This window comes from Rhodococcus gordoniae (assembly GCF_001646655.1).
Classification (GTDB): domain Bacteria; phylum Actinomycetota; class Actinomycetes; order Mycobacteriales; family Mycobacteriaceae; genus Rhodococcus; species Rhodococcus gordoniae.
This window is the reverse complement of sequence record NZ_LPZN01000017.1, coordinates 23,121-44,506: the sequence shown is the minus strand read 5'-3', so window position 1 is coordinate 44,506 and position 21,386 is coordinate 23,121. Positions and strand designations below refer to the sequence as shown.

Below are 21,386 nucleotides of genomic sequence, written 5' to 3'. Positions count from 1 at the left end.
AACCTGGTGTACGGCGCAATCGGGTTACCGGTTCCGGTGTGCCGGCAGCGCTCACGTTCGATTGGGAGAACACTACGAACACGATGTGATCTGCGACATGTCCATGCTGTACAACCGATCGATGTCGCCTGGCCGCAGGGGCGATTGCTCGCCCGATGCGCCACGCCTCGTCCGGAGACATCGCCGGATCTGCGCCTGTCCGGACTCGGGACGGGGCGGGCCGGATCACCGGTCCGCCCCGTCCTCGTCAGGACCAGTGCGCGACAGAACGAGTTCGGAGCAGGTCGCGGAACTGTGTGGTGGTGGTGGGCAGCAGCTCACCGGTTCCCCAGTCGACGATCACGCCGTAACGCCGTACGAGGTCGAGCATGGACAACTCACCGCTGCGGTAGCGTGCGGCGACGGACTCGGGTTCTTCGTCCAGCCAACCCTCGCGCGACCGGCGGATCGCCGTGCGGGTTCGTTCGGTGGCGTCCCGGTCGAGTTCGTAACGGTCGATCTCGGGGTCCACCGGCACGACGACGACGCCGTAGTCGAGGGCGGCGCGCTCGAGGGAGACGTATCCGTCGATCACGTCTTCGAGCACGGACTCCGGATCCCGTCGCAGGGGATCCCCGTATCCGCCTCCGCCGGCCGACGGCCTGTCGAACGAATCACCGGACTGCACAGGAACGTTCGAGAACACGGATCCGAGGAAGCGTTCCTCGGGTGTGCCCCGGTTGAGCCAGACCCCATGGGGAATGGACGGTAGGCCCCCTTCGATTCCCCAGGTGACCGAGCGGGAGCGGTCGCAGCAGTAGGACATCACGCTGTTGTCGCTGTCGGTGAGGACACCGCCCTTGGACAGGCCGCATCCGCCGCGGTACTCGCCCGGTCCGCCGGAGTCGGTGATGATGGCGTGCTCGGTGGTGAGCACGGGGGTGAGGCGTTCTTGTCCTTCGCACGGCTGGACGGCAAGACCGATGCCGAACACCGGTGCGGTGGCGCTCGATCCGTCCTTCGAGTTTCGGCCACCCCAGCCGCCGGCCATCCAGTCGTACCACATGAAGAAGGGGCGCTCCTCGGTTCGGGCGTCGCGCCCACCGACGAGGAGGTACTCGAGGTTGAACGAACAGGCGATGCCCCGGGAGGGCACGACTTTCGACCACAGTTCGAAGATCGCGTTCATGATCTTCTCGTAGGGGCCGGAACAGAACCCGGTCACCGCATGCGGCCAGCCTGCGTTGACGACGGTGCCCTCGGGCCCGAGTTCGGTGTGAATCGCGTTGTACAGTCCCGAATTCAACGGGACATCGGGGAAGAACGACTTGGTGCCCGCCATGATTCCGGAGAATGCGGTGCCGTAACCGCTGTTGAGGAAGCTCGCGACGGCAGGTGCGCTACCCGTCAGGTCGTAGCTGAGTTGATCTCCCTCGATGGTCATGGTGACCCGGATCGGGACGAGGCCCTCGGGACGCGCGGGATCGGAGTCGAGGTAGTCCTCGGTGGTCCAGGTGCCGTCGGGGAGATCGGCGACCCGGCTGCGGACGATGCGTTCGACGTAGTTCTGGACCTCATGCATGGCCTCGGTGACGGTGCCGCGACCGTATTTGTCCACAAGGCGAAGGATCTCGCGTTCGCATATCCCCGTCGCCTCGGCCTGGGCGTGCAGATCGCCCATGCTGATCTCCGGCGACCGCGTGTTCGCGACGAGGAGCTTCGCGACGTCGGCGAGGAACCGGCCCTCGTGCCACACCCGCACCGGGGTGATCCGCAGACCTTCACCGAAGTGTTCGGTGGCAGTGACGTCGAAGGATCCCGGCACACTGCCGCCGATATCGGCCCAGTGCCCTTTGTTCTGAGCGAAGGCGATGAGGACATCGTCCGCGAAGATGGGCCGGATGAAGCTGACGTCGTTGAGGTGGGTGCCGCCGCGATAGGGGTCGTTGACCATGAAGATGTCGCCGGGGTTGATGTCGGAGCCGAATTCGTCCAGTACGGCCTTGCACTGGAAGTGGAGCGTGCCGACGTGAACGGCGATGTCCTGGCTGCCCTGCATGACGGTGTTGCCCTCGGCGTCGCAGAGCGCGGAGGAGAAGTCCCGCGAATAGATGACGAACGAGTAGCAGGTGCGCAGGATCTGCTCGGACATCAGATCGACCGAGGTGGCGAACGCGTTCTTGAGGACCTCGAAGGTGACCGGATCGAGGGTGGTGGACGGGGTGGTCATCGGGACTCCTGGATGTCGATGCGGATGTTCGCCCACTCGTCGATGGTGGCGGTGGTCCCGGGTGGGACAACGGTGGTGGAGTCGAGCTGGGTGATCACGGCGGGGCCCGGAATGCGCGTACCGAACCCGAGCGTGTCACGGTCGAAGACAGGCGTGTCGAGCCGGCGCTGTGCTTCGTCGAAATAGACGCTGCGCCGTTCCACCGCTACCGGTTCGGCCGTGGTGGGCTCGCCGGCATGCGGGAACTTCGGCTTCGGTGTGGTACCCACTGCGCGTAGGCCGATCTGGTAGATCTCCACCGGGGTGTCGTCGCGCCGGAACGAGTAGTCCCGTTCGTGTTCCTCGTGGAATCGTTCGACGGCCTCGTCGAGGAAGCCGGGACCGTTGCCGGCGGCGACGGTCAGCGATCGCCACTGACCGGCGTAGCGCATGCTGATGTGACGGTCGAGAACCATGCGTTCGGGTGCGACGCCCTCGTGGCGCAGCCGTTGCGTGCCTTCCTGTTCGAGGCGCAGGAACTCGCGTTCGAGCGCTGTCGTGTCGATGTCGTCCACGCGGCCCTGGAACATCGCCGACAGATCGTGCCGGATGTCGACGAGCAGGCACCCTTGCGCCGAGGTGATGCCCGGGTGCGGCGGCACCACGACGGTCGGAATGGACAGTTCCTTCGCGAGGGCCGCGCCGTGCAGGGCGCCTGCGCCGCCGCAGACGACGAGAACGAAGTCGCGGGGATCGTATCCTCGACGAATCGACAACAGCCGCACGGCATCTGCCATGTTCGCATTGGCGACCTGGATGATGTTGCTCGCCGCGGTGTCCGCGTCGAGACCGAGCGGTCCTGCCACGGTCTGTTTGATCGCGTTCTCCGCTGCCGCCACGTCGAGGCTGAGTCCACCGCCGATGAGGGCGGTGCCCAGTCGGCCGAGCAGCACGTTGGCGTCGGTGTTGGTCGGTTCGGTGCCGCCGCGCAGATAGCAGGCCGGGCCGGGGGAGGCGCCGGCGGACTGCGGGCCGTTGCGCAACGAACCCGCTTCGTCGAGCCAGGCCAACGATCCACCACCGGCACCGATCGTGAGCACCTCGATGCTGGGGAAGGAGATGGGGAAGCCGTACTCGACCTGCCACTGCTTGGTGGTGCGGACCTCGCCGTCGTAGACGAGGGAGATGTCGGTACTGGTGCCACCCATGTCCAGGCCGATCGCGTTGGGGTACCCGCAGCGCGTCGCGATGTCGGCCACGGCGATCGCGCCGGCGGCGATGCCCGAGGCTGCGAGCCGAACCGGATACTTCTCCACCATCGCAGGGGTCATGGAACCGCCGCCCGAGTGGAGCAGCAGCAGATCACCCTCGTATCCGTCGGTGCGCAGCTGCGCTTCCAAGCGGTTGACGTATCCGCTGACCAGCGGGGCGAGCACGGCGTTGGCGACGGTGGTCGAGGCGCGGTCGTATTCGAAGATCTCGGGGAGGATCTCGCTGGAGGTCGAGACGGTGACGTCGGGCAGTTCGGCTTCGAGCAGGGCTCGTACGCGCTGTTCGTGATCACTGTTGACGTAGCTGTTGATCAGGCACACCGCCACGGTCTTGATGTCCTTGCGGCGCAGGATGCGGGCGATCTCGCGGACTTCTGCTTCGTCGAGTGGGGTGACGACCTCGCCGGCGTAGTCGATGCGTTCGGTGACTTCGTAACGGTCACGGCGGCGGATGTAAGGGGGGCCGACATCGACGTACGTGTCCCACAGCTCGTCCTTGGTGCCGTCGCGGATTTCGAGTACGTCGCGGAATCCGCGGGTGGTGACGAGGGCGGCCGGCGGGAAGTTGCGGGTGATGAGCGCGTTGGTGGCAACGGTGGTGCCGTGCGAGAACAGGGTCACCTCGCTCAGGTCGACGCCCGCGGCACGCACACCGTCGACGACGGCACGCATGGGATCGTCCGGGGTGGAAGGGACCTTCGCGATCCGTGTGGTCGATGCTTTCTCGTCGAAGATGCACACGTCCGTGAAAGTGCCGCCGACGTCCACGGCGACGCGCAGGTAAGGATTGCGAGATGTGATCATCGTCATACTCCTGGTTGGGGTGGACCCAGTATTCGACCTGGTCGACAACCCATCAATTGGAAGAAGTGAATCGAGCTCCCCGATTCATTGGAGATTTTCACAGTACGGGGAGAAGATGACGGACATGCTTCCCGACCGTTTCCGGCTCGTCGACCTCCTGCTCGAACCCGATCTCGGGCTCCGGCTGGTCACCGATGCCGACCCAAATGTCGGAATCACCGGGGCACACCCGATCGAGATCGAGAACCCGACCCGATGGCTGCAACCGGGTTCGATGATGCTCACCACCGGTTCACGCTTTCCGGTCCTCGAGCACCCACAGCCGGCCTACCGCGAACTGATCCGCGAACTCGTCGGGGCGGGCATCACCGCACTGGGGTACGGGGTAGGAGTGATCACCGAGGACATTCCGCGGTCCCTGCTCGACGAGGCCGAGCGCCATCGATTCGCCGTCGTGGCGATTCCGTCGGAACTGCCGTTCATGGAGGTGGTCGGGCGCGTCGGAGCGGCGGTGCAAGCGCAGGACTCGATGCTGCTACGACGCACGCTGCAGATGCAGAACCACCTGCTCGAGGCGATGACCGCCGAGGCTCCCGAGGCCGACCTCGTCGCCCGACTCGCCGGTCTGCTCCGCAGCAGCGTGATCCTCTACAACGAGGTCGGGGATGTCGTCGCCTCGGCCGGCGGCGCGCCGGTGCACCTGATCCGCAATCAACTTCGCGGCCGGGAGGGGCGGTTGCTGTTCCGGGTGGGCCGATGGGCGGTGAGTGCTCACTCCATCTCACCCGGCGACCAGTACTACTGGTTGGCTCTCGCCTCCAAGACGAACGAACTCAGCGACCCCCTCACCGACCCTGCCGTCGAAGTGTCGCTGAGGCTGCTCAACACCATCGAGCGCACCCGTCAGCGAGCTACCGTGGAGAACCGCGCGCGCCACACCGCACTGGTGCGTGCGCTCGTCTCGGGCGACCCGGCCCACGCCGATACCGTCCTGGAACAGTTGGAGATGCTGCGGTTCGGCCCGGATCCCGACGTGCGCCTACTGGTTCTGTCCGCTGCTCCGGAGTACGACAACCGTCGATGGGTGTTCCGGGCGAACTCCCTGCTCGAGGCCGTCGAGGCGGACGTGTCCGGTCTGGCTCGCGATCTGGGGCTCACGCTGCTGCTCGCCCGGAGCGAGGGGGGTCTCGTCGGTGTGGTCCCTGCTGGAGCGGAGGCCTTCGAATCGTGGTCCGCCAACCTTCCACAGGGATTGAGATGTGGATCGAGCGAACCGTTCACCGACCCCACGCGTGGTCCCGAGAAGTTGCGTGAGGCACGCTGGGCGTGGCGGGCCGCCGAGCGCCGCGGACGTGCCGCCCAACGCTTCGAGGACGTCGGTCTCGCCGACTGGCTGCTGGCGGCTCGCGATCCGGAAGCGGCGCTCACACGAGCTACCGCCGTTCTGGCACCGTTGCTCGACGGACACGAGGACCTGATGGACTTTCTCGTGCTTCACCTGGCACGCGAACTGGACGTGGGGCGCACTGCTCGGGAGCTGAATCTGCACCCGAACACCGTGCGGCACCGCGTGAAACGAGTCGAAGAGCTGTTGGGTTGTTCGTTGCGTTCCCCCCGGGACGTCGCCGACGTGCATCTGGCTCTCGAGGTTCTCGCCGAGCGTCGCACCGCATAGCGGTCCGCTCTGAGGAAGGATTGGGTTATGGCCATCACCGTGCGTCGGCTTGCGACAGTGCCGGAACTCGGGCTCACTCTCGTGGCAGGTCGCGAGGGAGCCGATCGCATCATCGAATGGGCGCATCCGATCGAACTTCCGGACCCCACTCCGTGGCTTTCGGGAGGCGAGCTCGTGATGACCACGGGACTGGAGATCGGCGCCGGCGCCGACGAACAGTTCGCGTACCTCCAGGGCCTGGCAGGGGCCGGTTGCGTGGCCTTGGCGTTCGACACGGGCACCCGATTCGACCGCGTGCCCGACAGTCTGCGTGCCGCAGGTGATGCACTCGGGTTCCCGGTCCTGGCCGTGCCCGCATCGACGCCGTTCATTGCCATCACCCGAGCGGTCATCGACGAGTTGACTGCCGATCAGGTCCGGGCGGTGCAGCGGGTCGTCGATCAACAGGAGCGGTTGGTCCGGGCCACACTGCGCGGCGGGGTCCCGGCGGTCGTGACCGCGCTCGGTCAGGCTCTCGCGGGAGCGGCTGCCGTCGTCGACGTCGACGATCGCGTGCTCGCCGAGTACGGGTCCGACACGACCCGGGTGGTCCGGCAAGCCCGCGGAGTGTCGGAGTCGGCGACGCGATCGCCACGGCGCCGGCAGATGAGCAAGGTGTCGGCCGATGCAGACGGGCACTACACCGTCCAGAGCATCGCGACCGCCCAGGATCTCCACGGATACCTGGCAGTCGGCACCGCGGAACCGCTCCGTCCGGCCGACCGATTGCTCCTCGCCCACGCGGTGTCCCTGATCTCCATCGAGCTCGGTAAGCCCGCGAAGGTGCAGAGCGCAGAACAGCGGCTACGTGCGGTGGTCACCCGGACGCTCGTCGACGCCCCCGACCGCATGGACGCCGGGTTGCTCCGGTACTTCGGATTCGAACCGACCGATACCGTCGCGGTCGCCGTGTTCACCGACATCGGGCCACTGTTGGCCGCGGAACGGCAGATCGGTGCTGCCCTGGCGGCCGAGGGGATTCCCTATCTGTCTGCCCCTGCCGATGCGGATGTGATGGTCGTTCTCCCGGCAGATCGGGCACGTGAGATCGCCACTCGGGTGCAGGAGCGGGTGTGTGCGCAGCTCGGCCGGCCGGTCCGGTGTGGGTTGGGCGGGGCATGTGATGTCGCGGATGTGAGCAGTAGTGTTCAGCAGTCTTTTTCGGCTGTTCGGGCAGTGCGGGGCGACAGTCGGGGTCCGGTGGTATTCGCCGAACTGGGTACGTTCTCGGTGTTGCTCGGCATGCAGGATCCGGATGCATTGCGCGCCATCGCCTATACCGGCCTGGAGGCGCTCGATGCCTACGACGCCGAGCACGGATCGGGTGGGCGCCTGATCGAGACCCTCGCCGTGTACCTCGAGCACAACGGCCAGGCCGAGAGCGCCGCAGCGGCACTCGGTATCCACCGGCACACGCTGCGCAACCGCCTTACGCGCATCACCGAACTCACCCGTCGTGACCTCGACTCCGTTCACACCCGCACGGAGTGGTGGCTGGCCGTCAAAGCCAGAGAGATGCTGGATGGCGCGTCGAGCTGAGCGAACCCCGGCCACCTTGCGCACTGTCGTGCTGCAGGATCGTTCGACGGGGACCGCCCCGCTGCCGGACGGCAGCGGGGCGGCGATCTCCAGTCCTTCGCGGTCAGTCCGCGACTCCGCCCAGGGGTGGCGGAGCCGAGCGGTACCGGACCGGGGTCCTGGAGAAACTCAACGGGTTTGCGATCTGAGGAGTGGCGCTACCCGGCACCGCTACCACAGCCCCGAGACCGAGTCGCCGGGCGAACTCGAAGGCTTCGGCGACATCGTTGATGGGTCCGGCCGGAACACCCACGCGGGACAGTTCGTCGTACCAGTAATCTGCTCCGGCCGTGGTGAGGACCGAGGTGATCTCCACGCACAACTCCTCACGGTGCGCCACGCGTTGCGGGTTGCTGTGAAAACGCGGATCGGTGGCGAGTTCCGGCACACCGAGGGTCTCGGAAAGTCGCACGAACTGCTTGTCGTTGCCCACCGCCAGCGCCAGCGGTCGGTCCTTCGTCGCGAACACCTCGTAAGGGGCGATGCTCGGGTGCCGATTGCCGAGAATTCCCGGCACCACTCCGGCTCCCAGATACGCGGAACCCTGGTTGACGAGCGACGAGAGCAGTGCAGAAAGAAGATTGGTGTCGACGCGCTGCCCCTCGCCGGTGCGCTCGCGGTGATGCAGTGCAGCCAGAATCCCGGCGAGGGCGTGCAGGCCCGTGAGCACGTCGACGACCGCGACTCCCACCCTCGTCGGCGTGCCGGCCTCGGGTCCGGTGATGCTCATGAGCCCACCGACGGCCTGCACGAGCAGGTCGTAACCCGGCAGGGCTGCTCCGTCTCCACTTCCGAACCCGGTGACAGAGCAATAGATCAATTGCGGATTGACGGTGAGCAGGTCGTCGTAGCCGAGACCGAGCCGCTCCATGGTACCTGCGCGGAAATTCTCGACCACGATGTCTGCACGCGCCACGAGGCGGAGAGCCTCGGCTCGGCCTTGCTCCGACGCGAGGTCGAGGACCACGGAAGTCTTGTTGCGGTTCACCGAGTCGAAGTACGTGGTCGAGCCGGCATCGTCGTAAGGGGGTCCCCAAGACCGGGTATCGTCACCGGTCCCGGGACGCTCGATCTTGACGACTTCGGCGCCCATGTCCGCGAGCATCATGGTGGCGTAGGGACCGGCGAGGACCCGGGTGAAATCGGCGACGACGATACCGTCGAGTGCGCCCCCGCTCATGTGATCGACCTTCCACCGCGCAGGTAGACGGTCGTCGTGTGTGTGAAGAACTCCCTGGCGGCGCGGCCCTGTTCCTTCGGGCCGTAGCCACTTTTCTTGGCTCCACCGAACGGAACGTGCGGGTCGGCGCCCGCGGATTCCGAGTTGATGTGCAGGATGCCCACGTCCAGATCCTCGAGCGCCCCGAGCGCGCGTGTGAGGTCTTGGGTGAACACCGCCGCCGACAAGCCGTAGTCGCTGTCGTCGGCGAGTGCGAATGCTGCCTCGGCGTCCGCTGCGCGGCACACGGCGAGGACGGGCCCGAACAACTCTTCCCGCCACACGTCGAGTCCGGTATCGGGCAGTTCGAGCACAGTGGGCGGTACGTAGAACCCGGTCGCGAGTTCACCGTCCTCGTACGATCGCTGCCCGCACAACGCCCGCGCACCCTGCCGGATCGCCTCGTCGACCCCTGCCCGGATCGACGTCCGCGCTGCGGCATCGATCACCGGACCCATGTCGACCTGCTCGTCCAAGGGATTGCCTACGGTCCACTTCCCGATCCGCGCAACAAGTTCACGGACGAACTCGTCGGCAACATCCTCGGTGACGATCAGCCGTGAGGTCGCCGTGCATTTCTGCCCCGATGAGCGGAACGCTCCGGCCAGGACCTGCTCGGCGGCGAGATCGAGGTCCGCGTCGCCGAGCACGACAGCCGCGTTCTTGCCCCCCATCTCCGCCTGCACCGGCACGCCCCGCGCGGCTCCCGCCGCCGCGAGGCTGCGGCCGACCGCCGTCGAACCGGTGAACGTCAGGGCGTCGATCCCCGGATGGTCGGCGATACCGGCGCCGATGGCTCGTCCGCCCATGACGAGGTTGAGCACCCCCGGCGGCAGCCCGGCGTCGTGGAGGGCTTGCGCGAGTCGCATTGCCAGCAGTGGCACGGTGCCTGCCGGCTTCCACACCACGGTGTTGCCGTAGGTCAGGGCCGGGGCGATCTTCCAGGCCGGTATGGCAATGGGGAAATTGAAGGGCGTGATGACACCTACCACGCCGATCGGCTTGCGCGCGACCATGATGCGTTCCCCGCGTCGCGGGGAAGCGAACATCTCGCCGGCTTCCCGGTCGCCCTCACCACCGTAGAAGCGCATGATCTGCGCGGCGCGGAGCACCTCGGCGACGCCCTCGCCGCGCGTCTTGCCCTCTTCGCGGGCAAGCTCCGCACCCCATCGAGGGGCAGACGATTCGATGATGGCGGCGGCCCGTACCAGGACGGTGCCGCGCTCGTGCGCCGGGGTTCTCGCCCACCGCCGGGCTGCCGCACGCGCGGCAGCGACAGCCCGGTCGACGGCGTCGACGGTGGCCGCGCGGCCGTGCGCGACGGTCACGTCCGGTTCTGCGGGACTGATGCTCACCAGGGCATCGGCGTCACCGTCGAACCATTCACCGTCGATGTAGTGCTGCAGCAGAACGGGTGTCGTCATCGTCTGTCCCTTCGACGCGTGGGGTGCGGATCAACGGAATGCGGGGTGACCGGTCGATGCGCGGCCGGTCGAGAGCAGGCGCACCTCGCTGACGGTGGTGGCGGTGTCGTGCTCAGAGGGTGGCGAATGCGTCGCGGAGAACCGAAAACGCCTCGGCGAGCAGCTCATCCGAGATCGACAACGGAGGCAGGAAGCGCAGTACGTTCCCGAAGGTGCCGGCTGTGAGGGTGAGGACTCCGTGGTTCTGGCAATACCGGGCGATCTTCGCGACGGCCTCCCGGTTGGGGGTGGTCGTGCCGGGTTCGACGAGTTCGACGGCGATCATGGCTCCGCGGCCACGGACCTCACCCACGACGGGGTTACGGGTGCCGATCTCGCGCAACTCCCGCAGCATCAGCGTGCCGATCTCCTGGGCGCGTTCGAGCAGGTGTTCGGCTTCGATCGTCTCGAGGACGCCGAGCGCTGCGGCGCATGCGGCGGGGTTACCGCTGTAGGTCCCGCCGATGCCGCCCGGATGGGCGCGGTCCATGATCTCTGCTCGGCCGGTGACGGCCGCCAACGGGAATCCGCCGGCGAGTCCCTTTGCCGTGACGATCAGATCCGGGACAAGGCCCTCGTGCTCACACGCGAACCATGCTCCGGTACGGCCGATTCCGGTCTGTACTTCGTCGGCGACGACGAGGATGCCCCTGTCCCGGCAGAAGTCGGCGATGCGTCGCAGGAAGCCGTCGGCCGGGACGATGAATCCGCCTTCGCCCTGGATGGGTTCGACGACGACACAGGCCACCTGGTCCGCGCCGACCTGGGCATCGATGAGCAGACGGAACTGTTCGAATGCCTCGTCCGCGGCGCGGTCGGCTCCGCTCGGCCATCGATAGGGATACGCCATCGGGGCGCGGTAGACCTCGGGGGCGAACGGACCGAAAGAGTGCTTGTAGGGCTGGTTCTTCGCGGTCATGGTCATCGTCATGAGCGTCCGGCCGTGGAAGGCATGATCGAAGGTGACCACTGCCGACCGGCCGGTCGCTGCACGGGCGTACTTCACGGCGTTCTCGACGGCTTCGCTGCCGGTGTTGAACAGGGCCGTGCGCTTCGCGTGCGTGCCCGGGGTCAATCGATTCAGAGCCTCGGCGACTTCGATGTACGGCTCATAGGGGGTGGCGAGAAAACAAGTATGGGTGAAGTGCTGCAGTTGTGCGGTGGCGCGTTCGACGACCCGGGGCGCGGAGTTGCCGACGGTGGTGACGGCGATTCCGGAACCGAGGTCGATGAAGGAGTTCCCGTCCACGTCCACGAGCACCCCTCCGCCCCCTGCCGCTGCGTAGATCTCGGCGCCACTGGTCAGACCTGCGGGTAGCGCATCGGTGCGACGGCGCGCCAGCTCGCGGGATCGAGGGCCCGGAATTTCGGTCACGACGCGACGGACTTGCTCCAGCGCGGGTCCGCCGAGCGTGAGTTCAGCTGCAGTCATGGTCTTCTCCCTTCAGCGGTTTCCTCGAACCTTAGGAGTGAGAACGCCGGAACGACATGGACATCAAGTCGAAAATCAGGCCTGTGGATGGACGCTGCGTACATATGCGTGCCGGGCCGCCGACCGCAGACTGACGGCACATCCCGGCCCTATGGGGTGAGCGAAAGGACACGGAGATGACCAGCTCTCTCACGCACTCGTACGAACCGACAACCGCGAACGTCGCGGCGGTTGCTCGACAGCTCGTGCAGTCTCCGGCCGACGGGCCGGCCCTGCTGTTCGTAGAGGACTCGTTACCCGCCGGCACCGCGTGCGCCGTCGTGCGATGGCCCGATCGGGAACTGTTGCTCGCCGACGCCGTGCACACGTTCGAACACTTCGGCCTGCGTATCGGCGATCACTGCGCCCTGACCACGGAGGAGACGAACCAGCAGGCCCATCGATTCGTGTTCGTCACACCACAGGAGTGGACCGCGGACTCACCGCGCCGGGTCGAAGCCGTCTTCGATGCATACGTACAGAACCGCACTGTCGTCGACGGATACTCCCGCCTTGCGGTGGTCGCCGAGGTGACCGTACGAGATATCGCCCTCGTCCGGGCCGCTGCGCGTTTCGCTCGTCAGGCAGGCCTGGCGATGTCGGAACGGTACGTCGTCGACACACTCTGCCGGCATGCGGAATTCGTCGAAGCTCTCGTCACCTGCTTCGATACACGTTTCCGGCCGGGCACGACCGACCGTGACGTCGCCGCCGAACAACTACTCGCCGAACGACGCAGTGCAGCGGACAACCTCGACGACGACCGCATCCTGCGCAGCCTGGAATCGTTCGTCACCGCGACCCTGCGTACCAATTGGTACCAGCGTGACGCCGACGGTGAACCGAAACCGTACGGCGCGTTCATGCTCGACTCTGCTCGCTTCGCCGCCCCAGGACCGGTCGTTCCGTACCGCGAGATCTTCGTTCATTCGGACGAGATGGAAGGCATCCATGTAAGGAGCGACGGTGTCGCCCGCGGCGGAATCCGCTTTTCGGACCGTCCGGAGGACTATCGCACCGAGGTACTCGGTCTGATGAAGACACAGGTGGTCAAGAATGCACTTGTCGTCCCGGGTGGAGCCAAGGGCGCATTCGTACGGAAAACGTCGAACATCTCTCCCGGTCGAGCGTATTCCACCTTTGTCCGGGGAATGCTCGACCTCGTCGACAACATCGTCGACGGCCGAGTCGTGCACCCCGAAAGCACCGCCGTCCACGGCGGGGACGACACCTACCTCGTGGTGGCCGCAGACAAGGGCACCGCCCGGTTCTCGGACCTGGCCAACTCCATCGCTGCCGAGTACGACTACTGGCTCGGTGATGCCTTCGCATCCGGGGGGTCGAGCGGATACGACCACAAGGAGATGGGGATAACCGCCCGCGGTGCGTGGGTTGCCGTTCGTGAGCATTTCGTCGATCTCGGCACCGACGTGGACACCACGGAAGTGACCGTGGTCGGCATCGGGGACATGTCGGGTGACGTCTTCGGCAACGGCATGTTGCTTTCCCCCCATCTGCGACTCGTCGGCGCCTTCGATCACCGGCACATCTTCCTCGACCCCGAACCGGACGTGGTCCGCGCTTATGCGGAGCGGCGTCGGTTGTTCGAGCTTCCGGGCTCGAGTTGGGACGATTTCGACCGCAAGGTGCTTTCTTCCGGAGGGGGAGTGTGGTCGCGTTCCGCGAAATCCATCACCGTTCCGGAAGCAGCCCGACGCCTGCTCGGATTGTCCGATGCGACGATCACCCCGAACGAGTTGATCAAGGCGCTTCTGACGGCGCCGGTGGATCTGCTCTGGAACGGAGGAGTAGGCACCTATATCAAGGCATCCTCCGAAAGCCACACCGATGCAGCAGATCCGGCCAATGACGACGTACGGGTCGATGCCTCCCGACTACGGTGCCGAGTCGTCGGCGAGGGAGGCAATCTCGGTTTCACGCAGCGGGCACGCATCGAGTTCGCCGCAGCAGGCGGGCGTATCAACGCGGACTTCATCGACAATGCCGCGGGCGTGACGACCTCCGACGCCGAGGTGAACCTGAAGATCGCGCTCGAATGTGCCAGGCGTGCCGGAACCCTGACGACGAACGACCGAGATCGACTGCTCGACGACGCCCGCCACGAGGTGGCGCGAACGGTGCTGCGGATGAGCAGGGACCAGTCGGTGGCACTCGGTCTCGCAGTTTCCCGCGCAACCCGGCTGCTCGGTAGGCACGAGCGCCTCATCGATCACCTCGAGAGCGGGGGTGGGTTCCGGCGCAGCACCGAGGTGTTGCCGAGTGTGCAGGAACTGGCTGCGCGAGCCGACTCCGGTCGCGGGTTGACCAGACCGGAGATCGCGGTACTGCTTGCACGATCGAAGAACATCGTGTGCCGGGATCTCCTCGACTCGGACGTACCGGATGATCCCTTCTTCGCCGACGTCGCCGTGGCGTACTTCCCCGAGTCCATGCGTCACGCGGTGCAGGACGAAATCCGACATCACCCCCTGCGCCGTGAGATCATCGCGACCCGTATCGCCTCCGAACTGGTGGACCGCATCGGTCCCGGAACGATCTACCAGTTCGAGGAGCGCCTCGGTGTGCGCACACCGGAGGTTGCCCGGGCATACGCTGTGGTTCGGGCAGTGTTCGATACCGACCGATTGTGGGCCGACGCGCAAGAACGGGTGGCCCCGAGCGGCGACCGTTGGGAACGTCTCGGAGCCGTGCAGAATTTCATCGAGCACACGGCCTCGTGGCTCCTGCGGATGCGGTCGCTGTCCGAGGTGACCTCCGAAATCGTGCGGCTGCGTGCCGGAGTCGGGGAGCTGCTCGTCGGCGCCGAACTGGGTGAGGCACCGGATTTCCGGCTTATGGGAGAGTGTCTGGCCCTGGCGGATACCGCGTCCACGCTGGGCTGCCGGACCCGAACGGTCGCCGGTATGTATGCCGCGACGGGAACCCTTCTCGGACTGGACGGTATTTCTTTCGATCCGGACGCTGGGTCGGCGACCCGTACGTGGTGGGACAGTATGGCGGCGGCCTCGGTGCGTGATGACCTCGCCGGGCTTCGGCACGAACTCGTCACCGCGATCCTGCGCGGTGACCGCGATCCGGAGAACTCCGACGTCGTCGACGAAACCATGGGTCGGTGGCAGCGTCGAGTTCCGGATTCGATTGCTCGGGTGAAACGAGTGACGGGGGAACTGTGCGGGAGCGGGTCGATCGATCTGCCGCGGGCGTGCACACTCGGCGCGGAACTGCGCTTGCTCGTACGCGCTACGGAGCGATGATCGAGCGACGAACCGGGCCCGCTCCGATGCCCCGCGTCGGGGCGGGCCTTCGACGGTGACGGGATGAGCGCATCCGTTCGACCGACATTGCGGTCCGGCGTGGAGGGTCAGATCGTGGTGATTCCCAGGTCCAGTACCATCTGCGAGCCGGTAATCGCTCGCGCCCGGTCGCTCGCGAGATACAGCACGGCGTCTGTGACATCGTCCACGCTGCACTTGTTCAAGCCTGCCAAGGGCCACTTGTAACTGTCGACGTAGCGTGGGTGTCGCGCAAGCAACCGGCCGACGTTCGCATCCTGCCCCATCGGGGTGTCCACCGCGCCGGGGTGAACCGAGTTGACTCGAATGCCGAACTCTCCCAGTTCGATCGCCGCGGTTTTCGTCAGGCCCACAAGACCGTGCTTGGCGGATGTGTAATGGGATGCGCCGGGTCCGGCCTTGATGCCGGCGGCGGAACTGACGACGATGATCGATCCGCCGCGTCCACCTTGGATCATGGCGGGTACCGAGGCCGAGAGGGTGCGCCACACCCCGTTGAGATTGATATCGATCATGGTGATCCACTGCTCTTCGGGCATCTCCCAGAAGCGATTCCATGTCGAGATACCGGCATTGGCTACCACGACGTCGAGACGGCCGAAGCGTTCGACTCCCGCGTCGACGGCGGCCTGCAGTGCGGCCAGTTCTCGCACGTCACCGACGACAGTGAGGATGTCGCGACCTTCGGCACGGACCAGACGCGCGGTCTCCGCGAGGTCCTCGGGGGTGGAAGGGGGGTAACCGACATCGTCGGATACCGAGGCGCAGAGGTCGAACGCGATGATATCGGCGCCCTGCTGCGCGAAGCGCACGGCATGATTGCGTCCCTGACCGCGTGCAGCACCGGTGACGAACGCGACCTTGTTCTCGAGCAGTGCCATCCGAATCCTTCCGTATCATCCGATGTCCACGCAGGGTAGACAGGTTTCCTGTGAACTTGTCGCTCGGTTCCGATGACCGGACTGCATCGGTCCCGGTGCGACCGGCCATGATGGTCAGGTCGGATGCTCGCGGCGGGGACGAGGATCGTTCACCTGGTGTGGATTTGCTGGTGAGGGTAGGGCTGCGTCGGGCTATCGCCCGAATGCCGACCAGGCGGCGAGCGTCGAACCGATGACCGCGGCGATCACCGCAAAGGTCGTAGTAGCAACCAGCACGGGCCACACCTGCAGTGTTTCGACCGTGCGGTCTCGGCCCGTCGGGAAGCGACGAGCGGCAAGACCGAGAAACGCTGTGCCGATAAGTAGAACGACCATTGCAAGCGGAACAGCGAGATGTCGAATGATGGCAAGAACGAGAATCGTGTAGGTTACTCCCACCGCCAGTCCGGTGCGTTGCCATGCCAATGCGGTGCGTTGAGGCTGGAGTCCGGGATCGCCCGTCATAACGAGAGCGCGAGTGCCGTCACGGCGAACACGGTCAATCCCACGGATACGATGGCGATTGCCGTGACCAGCCAGGGAAGCGCCAGCGGGGCAGGCAGGGGGAGATTCATCCTCAGCGCGCGTTCGTTGCGACGCCACGACACCAGTGCCAGCAGTGCGAGTAGGCCCCCTGCGACGCACGCGACGAGCGACAGGCCGTAGATGACCAGCGGGAATGGTGTCAGCCCGGCCACTGTCGTCAAGGTGACTCCTCCGGCGATCAGGGCCAGAGCGGTGCGAACCCATGCCAGGGCGGTGCGTTCGTTGGCAAGAGAGAACCGGACATCCGGTTCGATGCCGACCGAGTACACCGCACGAGGTCGTCGTTGCGGCAAAGCGTTGCGCATGTCGTTGTCCTGCGAGAATTCGATACCCTGCCCAGGTATTCGGTGATCCGATGCGGATAGTGCTGTGGCGAAACTACATTACCTTGATCATCGAACCCGTCGGTCGGCCCGGCGGGGAAGCGCGGGGGACGGTGCGACGAGCATGCCTGGTAGACCCATGTTCGAGTTGTGACCGTTCCTTGCGGATCTCCCTGGTTCTGCGCGAAACCGCGACTGCGGAATTCGGTCCGGTGGCAGGGACGCCACGACGCGGATCGAGTGCGGAGCCAGTTCCATTGTGAGTGTGCGCATCAGGACGATCACGCCGTGTTCCGACGCGACGTCGTGGCCGAACCGTGCGAAACTCTCGGCGAAAAGTACATCGGCCCGCTCCCGACCCACAAGCAGACCCTCGATGTGAGTCGAATCCTGAACCATCAGGCTTCGGGACCGCTGTCCGCTGGGCGGTTCAACGGCGGTTTCTGGTGGGGAGTTTCCGCGGCCTGAGCTGCGGCCGGTCTCTCCATTGCCTCGGCGCGGAGCGACTTCGAGGTCGGCCGGTGGCACAGCGCTACACCTACACCATTGCGGGGATTCGACCTGCTCGACTGCTGTCCGGAACTCGGAGGACCTGAGAGAACATCCTCCGTACAAGGCCTTTCGTACAAGGCTGGTCGATACGCTTCCGTATCGATCAGACGAGCGGTGTTCCGTTGTCGGGGCGAGGAGACTTGCACCCTGCACATTCGAGTGCAAGCCTCCTCTGCGGGTTACCGGTGTCAGTTCGACGAGGGCTTCACCCGATCGGGTCTCGGTGCATGACCATTCCCGCGTGGTACAGGACGTCGCCGCGGAACTCTCCGTCGGCGGAGAACCCGGTATCGTCGCGGTAATAGATCATCGTGCCGTCGATCCGGTAGTCACCGGTGTAGGCGGCCTCCCGGCTCCCGCGGGCCTCGACGTATCGTCCCTCCGGGAGGAGACGTTGGCGGATGTTCCCGTCGGCGGTCACCCACAGTCCGACGAACGGGTGTTGTTCCTGCTTCATGTTCTTCGCTTCCTTCACGGTCTTCACAGTGCTGCCGCCACCCGTCGGGTGATGTGGTCGCGAGAGCGGATCACGTCCTCGCGGAGGGCGTCGACGTCCTCACCTACCAGCGAACCCGCCCATTTGCGTGGGTTTCCGGCGACGAGGACGGTGTCGATGTTGCGTGCGTCGGAGCCGAGCACAAGGGTGCCGACGGCATCGTTGAGAGGCATGTTGTTGACGTCGTCGGCACGGACGATGAGCAGGTCGGCGTCCTTCCCTGGTGTCAGGGAGCCGGTGACGTGATCGAGCGCGTTGGCGTGCGCGCCCTGCAGGGTGGCGAAGTCGAGGACGTCGCGAGTGGTGATCCGGTTGCGGGTCTCCTCCGTTCCGTAGGTGGCGTTCGTGGCACGCATGCGCTGGATCGCGTGCAGCGTGCGCATCTGGGTGAACATGTCGCTCGCGAGCGCGACCTCCACGTCGATGCTCAGACCCGGCCGGATCCCGACGGCGAGGGCCTCGTCCACAGCGGGCACCGCCGTGTCGAGGCCGATCTGGGCGTCGGAGGTCGGGGCGAGCGAGACCGTGACACCGGCATCTGCCATCGCCGACCATGCTTCGGAGGTCAGTCCGGTCGAGTGGATCAGTGTGAGGGTCGGATCGAGGATCCCCATCCGCGCCCAGCGCAGGATCGCCTCGGACGAGGGCACTCCGAAAACCGCGTCGATGCTCGTCCACACGTCGAGCTCGCGAGCGAGAGCGGCGAGTTCGGGTCCGTAGGCGATGACGGGTCCGCCGATCTCGTCGGTGGACAGGGCGGCCAGTCGCACGGTGACGAGACCATCTGCGGCGCCGTGGAAATCGCTCACCAACCGGTTCATGTCAGCGGGCCACTGGCGGTCCCACTCACCGAAGTGCGGGCCCATCGAGGCATGCACTCCTCGGATTCCGGTGTCGATGAGCGCGTTGAGCGCAGCATCGGAGTGCGCGGAGCTGCGTGAGTTGTGCGAGAAGTCGAGCATGGTGGTGATACCCGAGTCGAGCGCCGTCAGCGCGGCGAGTCGGGTCCCGATGTACATGTCCTCCGGCGCGTAGTTCGGCGCGACGCCGGCCAGGGTCGACATGACGTATTCGCCGAGGTCGGCGACGTCGGGGATGCTGCGGCGCAGTTGCGCCTCCCAGGCATGGCGGTGGGTGTCGACGAAGCCGGGGCCGACGATCGCGCCGCGGGTGTCGACGACGAAGGCCGCTGCGGCGGTGGCGCCGTGCTCGGGATCGGAGCGCAGGTCGGGTCCGATTGCGGTGATTCGGGAGCCGACGAGCAGGACGTCGCCGGTGTCGAGGTCCGGGATGGTGGGATCCATGGTGACGACGGCGCCGCCGGTCAGCAGGATCGGGCGGCCACTGTCGCGGGCCGCGGTGAACTCGGTGAGGGAATTCTTCGGCATGGTGTGCTTTCGGGGGTTGGTGGCAGGTCAGGAGCGGTGGAAGGTGTAACCGGCGTGATGCAAGACGCCTTCGGCGAATTCGCCGAAGGCCCAGAATCCGAGATCGTCGCGGTAGTCGATGCGGTCGCCGGTGATCCAGTACGAGCCCTGGTAGGCGTGCGGGCGTCCGCCGCGGGTTTCGTCGTAGCGACCGTCCGCGGTCAGGTGCTGATGCACGAAATCGTTCTCGTCGATCCACGTGCCGAGATAACGGTCCGCGGAGGCGGTGTGGGCAACCTCGATATCTGCTGCACGGCCGGCGTCGACCGGGTGTCCGTCCCACAGGACGATCTCACCGTCGACGACGAGCACGAGCGAAATGTCGGGGGCGGCGAGGAATCGACGCAGCGCGGCGGACTCCGATTCTCCGGATACGGCGGACAGGATCGCGAAACCGGCCGGATTGCCGGGTGCGATCGCGGTCGGTGACCGGAACGATGTCGGACTCAGGCCACGCAGCCGAGTGGTGTCGACGACCGTCGGCACGATGACGTACCCGGCGCAGTCGATGACGATTGCGCCGTCGTCATCTGCTGCGGTCAGCAGACCCGGACCGATGCCGACCACGCGAGAGCCCCCGAGAAGAACATCGCCGCGGTCGAAGTCGCCGATCAGGGAGTCGTCGGTGATGATCCGGGCGTTGGCGAACAGCAGCGGACGATGCCCGCCGGTGCGGTTGGTGGTGATGAGTTCGAGCAGTTCGGGGGTGAAGGGGGTGATCATGTGTGCTCCAGAATGGGGAGTGGGGTCGCCGGGTGATTCCGGCGAAATCCACTATCGGGGCGGGGGGATCCCCGGACCAGGCCGGTGTGTGCCCGGGCGCACCAGAGCCTGGTTCGGACTGAACTCGAGCACGAGGCTCGAGCCCTGCCGCTCCAAGGCATCTCGGGAAAGGAATCTCATGGCCTATCGAACCGCAAGCGACGTAACGGGCACGTTCGATTGCCACGTGCGGTTTGTCGCGGAGGCGAGCGTAGAGAACATCCACACGCCGACAAGCCAGGCGCAGGGTGGCTTGGACGGGACGTTGCCTTCGCCGCGTTGGCGCTAGTGGTGAGGCCTTACGACCAAGCAATCCCAACCAGGGTGCGACACGGCCTGTCAGCCGCGACGCGGTGAGGCTAGCGTCGTCTCATGAGCTCCACCGAACTGGGAACATTCCTCAAAGCGCGACGCGGCCACGTGCAGCCCACGGATGTCGGCATCACAGCGCAGTCGGGGCGGCGGGTTTCCGGCCTTCGTCGTGAAGAAGTCGCCATGCTCGCCGGCGTCAGCGTCGACTACTACACCCGACTCGAGCAGGGCCGTGAGCGAAACCCCTCCCCAGCGGTCCTCAACGCCCTCGCCGGTGCACTCGACCTCGACACCGATCTGCGCGAACACCTGTTCCGCCTCGCGGGCCTGGCACCGACACCGCGCGCTCCGGTAAGGACCACCGTCGACGATTCGCTCCGACAACTGCTCGCATCCTGGTCGCACACCCCCGCGTTCATCATCAACCGTCAATTGGACGTTCTCGCCTACAACGACCTGGCTGGAGCTCTGTACAGCGGTTTCGAACGCATCGACAACATTGCGCGGATGGTCTTCCTCGACCCCTTCGGACGCAATTTCTTCACCGACCGGGACCGCGCAACCACTTCCTGTGTCGCGAACCTTCGGCTTGCTCTCGGTCACACAGGTTCGGCAGATGACGTCCGCGCTCTCGTTCTCCAGGCGCACGCTGCAAGCGCCGAGTTCCGCGAACTGTGGAGTCGGCACGACGTCCGAGGAAAAACTCACGAGGCCAAAGAATTTCGCCATCCTGCCGTAGGGGATCTTCTCCTCGAGTACAACGCTTTCGACGTCCGCAGCGCACCCGGCCACCAATTGATCGTCTACCAAGCTCCCGTCGGCTCGCCCAGCGCCGACAAGCTCCGACTGCTGGGATCCCTCGCGGCGACAACCAGTTCCGACATCCCGTAGATCTGTCGTGCAGTCAGGGAGGAACTGTTCACTCATCACGGTATTCGGACTGTGGACCCTTTCCGAATGGGCGGCAGCGTGTCGACAGGCGTGGGGTCATCTGTCGCAGCAGTGGTCAGGTGTGCGGCGACGTTC

General features: G+C 65.9%; 15 protein-coding genes. 4 read left to right on the top strand and 11 right to left on the bottom strand.

Going from position 1 to position 21,386, the window contains the following annotated elements; genetic code table 11:
• Window positions 1-247: 247 nt before the first annotated feature.
• Complete coding sequence (locus A8G18_RS09525; RefSeq protein WP_064063682.1) at window positions 248-2,209, bottom strand: hydantoinase B/oxoprolinase family protein; 1,962 nt, start codon at window positions 2,207-2,209, stop codon at window positions 248-250.
• Window positions 2,206-4,269: a hydantoinase/oxoprolinase family protein gene (locus tag A8G18_RS09520; RefSeq protein WP_064063681.1), complete on the bottom strand. Its 2,064-nt coding sequence runs from the start codon at window positions 4,267-4,269 to the stop codon at window positions 2,206-2,208. Before A8G18_RS09520 ends, A8G18_RS09525 begins: the two co-directional genes overlap by 4 nt.
• Before the next feature lie 109 nt (window positions 4,270-4,378).
• Here A8G18_RS09520 and A8G18_RS09515 point away from each other — a divergent pair, with 109 nt between their 5' ends.
• Window positions 4,379-5,938 carry a PucR family transcriptional regulator gene (locus A8G18_RS09515; RefSeq protein ID WP_084421655.1) on the top strand — a complete coding sequence of 520 codons (1,560 nt, stop codon included), beginning with the start codon at window positions 4,379-4,381 and terminating at the stop codon, window positions 5,936-5,938.
• A gap of 27 nt (window positions 5,939-5,965) precedes the next feature.
• Window positions 5,966-7,516, top strand: a complete 1,551-nt coding sequence (locus tag A8G18_RS09510; RefSeq protein WP_064063680.1) for a PucR family transcriptional regulator — start codon at window positions 5,966-5,968, stop codon at window positions 7,514-7,516.
• 103 nt (window positions 7,517-7,619) lie between these two features.
• Here A8G18_RS09510 and A8G18_RS09505 read toward each other — a convergent pair whose 3' ends face one another.
• From A8G18_RS09505 to gabT, 3 genes are all read right to left on the bottom strand, one after another.
• Window positions 7,620-8,735, bottom strand: coding sequence for a CaiB/BaiF CoA transferase family protein (locus tag A8G18_RS09505; protein ID WP_064063679.1), 1,116 nt, complete (start codon window positions 8,733-8,735; stop codon window positions 7,620-7,622).
• A complete protein-coding gene (locus A8G18_RS09500; RefSeq protein WP_064063678.1) occupies window positions 8,732-10,198 on the bottom strand; it encodes an aldehyde dehydrogenase family protein in 1,467 nt (488 codons plus the stop codon). Before A8G18_RS09500 ends, A8G18_RS09505 begins: the two co-directional genes overlap by 4 nt.
• A gap of 112 nt (window positions 10,199-10,310) precedes the next feature.
• Window positions 10,311-11,669, bottom strand: a complete 1,359-nt coding sequence (gabT, locus tag A8G18_RS09495) for a 4-aminobutyrate--2-oxoglutarate transaminase (RefSeq protein ID WP_064063677.1) — start codon at window positions 11,667-11,669, stop codon at window positions 10,311-10,313.
• Window positions 11,670-11,845: 176 nt separating this feature from the next.
• Here gabT and A8G18_RS09490 point away from each other — a divergent pair, with 176 nt between their 5' ends.
• Window positions 11,846-14,983: an NAD-glutamate dehydrogenase domain-containing protein gene (locus tag A8G18_RS09490; RefSeq protein ID WP_064063676.1), complete on the top strand. Its 3,138-nt coding sequence runs from the start codon at window positions 11,846-11,848 to the stop codon at window positions 14,981-14,983.
• 107 nt (window positions 14,984-15,090) lie between these two features.
• Here the strand turns inward: A8G18_RS09490 and A8G18_RS09485 are convergent, their stop codons facing one another.
• From A8G18_RS09485 to A8G18_RS09455, 6 genes are all read right to left on the bottom strand, one after another.
• Window positions 15,091-15,903: a mycofactocin-coupled SDR family oxidoreductase gene (locus A8G18_RS09485; protein WP_064063675.1), complete on the bottom strand. Its 813-nt coding sequence runs from the start codon at window positions 15,901-15,903 to the stop codon at window positions 15,091-15,093.
• Between the two features lie 192 nt (window positions 15,904-16,095).
• Entirely contained in the window at window positions 16,096-16,407 is a 312-nt protein-coding gene (locus A8G18_RS22750) for a DUF202 domain-containing protein (RefSeq protein ID WP_064063674.1), read from the bottom strand.
• The gene (locus A8G18_RS09475; RefSeq protein ID WP_064063673.1) at window positions 16,404-16,793 is read right to left on the bottom strand and encodes a YidH family protein; all 390 of its coding nucleotides are present in this window, start codon (window positions 16,791-16,793) and stop codon (window positions 16,404-16,406) included. The genes A8G18_RS22750 and A8G18_RS09475 overlap by 4 nt, the downstream gene beginning before the upstream one ends.
• Before the next feature lie 775 nt (window positions 16,794-17,568).
• Window positions 17,569-17,820: an Atu4866 domain-containing protein gene (locus tag A8G18_RS09465; protein ID WP_172506156.1), complete on the bottom strand. Its 252-nt coding sequence runs from the start codon at window positions 17,818-17,820 to the stop codon at window positions 17,569-17,571.
• Between the two features lie 23 nt (window positions 17,821-17,843).
• On the bottom strand, window positions 17,844-19,247 hold the full coding sequence (locus A8G18_RS09460) for an amidohydrolase family protein (RefSeq protein WP_064063670.1): 1,404 nt from the start codon (window positions 19,245-19,247) through the stop codon (window positions 17,844-17,846).
• A 27-nt stretch (window positions 19,248-19,274) separates the two neighbouring features.
• The gene (locus A8G18_RS09455; RefSeq protein ID WP_064063669.1) at window positions 19,275-20,009 is read right to left on the bottom strand and encodes an Atu4866 domain-containing protein; all 735 of its coding nucleotides are present in this window, start codon (window positions 20,007-20,009) and stop codon (window positions 19,275-19,277) included.
• Between the two features lie 411 nt (window positions 20,010-20,420).
• Between A8G18_RS09455 and A8G18_RS09450 the strand changes: the two genes are divergently transcribed.
• Window positions 20,421-21,251, top strand: coding sequence for a helix-turn-helix transcriptional regulator (locus A8G18_RS09450; protein WP_064063668.1), 831 nt, complete (start codon window positions 20,421-20,423; stop codon window positions 21,249-21,251).
• Window positions 21,252-21,386: the final 135 nt, after the last annotated feature.

Bases quoted from the DNA above. Each gene is read 5' to 3' on its own strand.
- A8G18_RS09525 (WP_064063682.1), bottom strand. From the start codon at position 2,209: ATGACCACCCCGTCCACCACCCTCGATCCGGTCACCTTCGAGGTCCTC.
- A8G18_RS09520 (WP_064063681.1), bottom strand. From the start codon at position 4,269: ATGACGATGATCACATCTCGCAATCCTTACCTGCGCGTCGCCGTGGAC.
- A8G18_RS09515 (WP_084421655.1), top strand. From the start codon at position 4,379: ATGACGGACATGCTTCCCGACCGTTTCCGGCTCGTCGACCTCCTGCTC.
- A8G18_RS09510 (WP_064063680.1), top strand. From the start codon at position 5,966: ATGGCCATCACCGTGCGTCGGCTTGCGACAGTGCCGGAACTCGGGCTC.
- A8G18_RS09505 (WP_064063679.1), bottom strand. From the start codon at position 8,735: ATGAGCGGGGGCGCACTCGACGGTATCGTCGTCGCCGATTTCACCCGG.
- A8G18_RS09500 (WP_064063678.1), bottom strand. From the start codon at position 10,198: ATGACGACACCCGTTCTGCTGCAGCACTACATCGACGGTGAATGGTTC.
- gabT (WP_064063677.1), bottom strand. From the start codon at position 11,669: ATGACTGCAGCTGAACTCACGCTCGGCGGACCCGCGCTGGAGCAAGTC.
- A8G18_RS09490 (WP_064063676.1), top strand. From the start codon at position 11,846: ATGACCAGCTCTCTCACGCACTCGTACGAACCGACAACCGCGAACGTC.
- A8G18_RS09485 (WP_064063675.1), bottom strand. From the start codon at position 15,903: ATGGCACTGCTCGAGAACAAGGTCGCGTTCGTCACCGGTGCTGCACGC.
- A8G18_RS22750 (WP_064063674.1), bottom strand. From the start codon at position 16,407: ATGACGGGCGATCCCGGACTCCAGCCTCAACGCACCGCATTGGCATGG.
- A8G18_RS09475 (WP_064063673.1), bottom strand. From the start codon at position 16,793: ATGCGCAACGCTTTGCCGCAACGACGACCTCGTGCGGTGTACTCGGTC.
- A8G18_RS09465 (WP_172506156.1), bottom strand. From the start codon at position 17,820: ATGAAGCAGGAACAACACCCGTTCGTCGGACTGTGGGTGACCGCCGAC.
- A8G18_RS09460 (WP_064063670.1), bottom strand. From the start codon at position 19,247: ATGCCGAAGAATTCCCTCACCGAGTTCACCGCGGCCCGCGACAGTGGC.
- A8G18_RS09455 (WP_064063669.1), bottom strand. From the start codon at position 20,009: ATGATCACCCCCTTCACCCCCGAACTGCTCGAACTCATCACCACCAAC.
- A8G18_RS09450 (WP_064063668.1), top strand. From the start codon at position 20,421: ATGAGCTCCACCGAACTGGGAACATTCCTCAAAGCGCGACGCGGCCAC.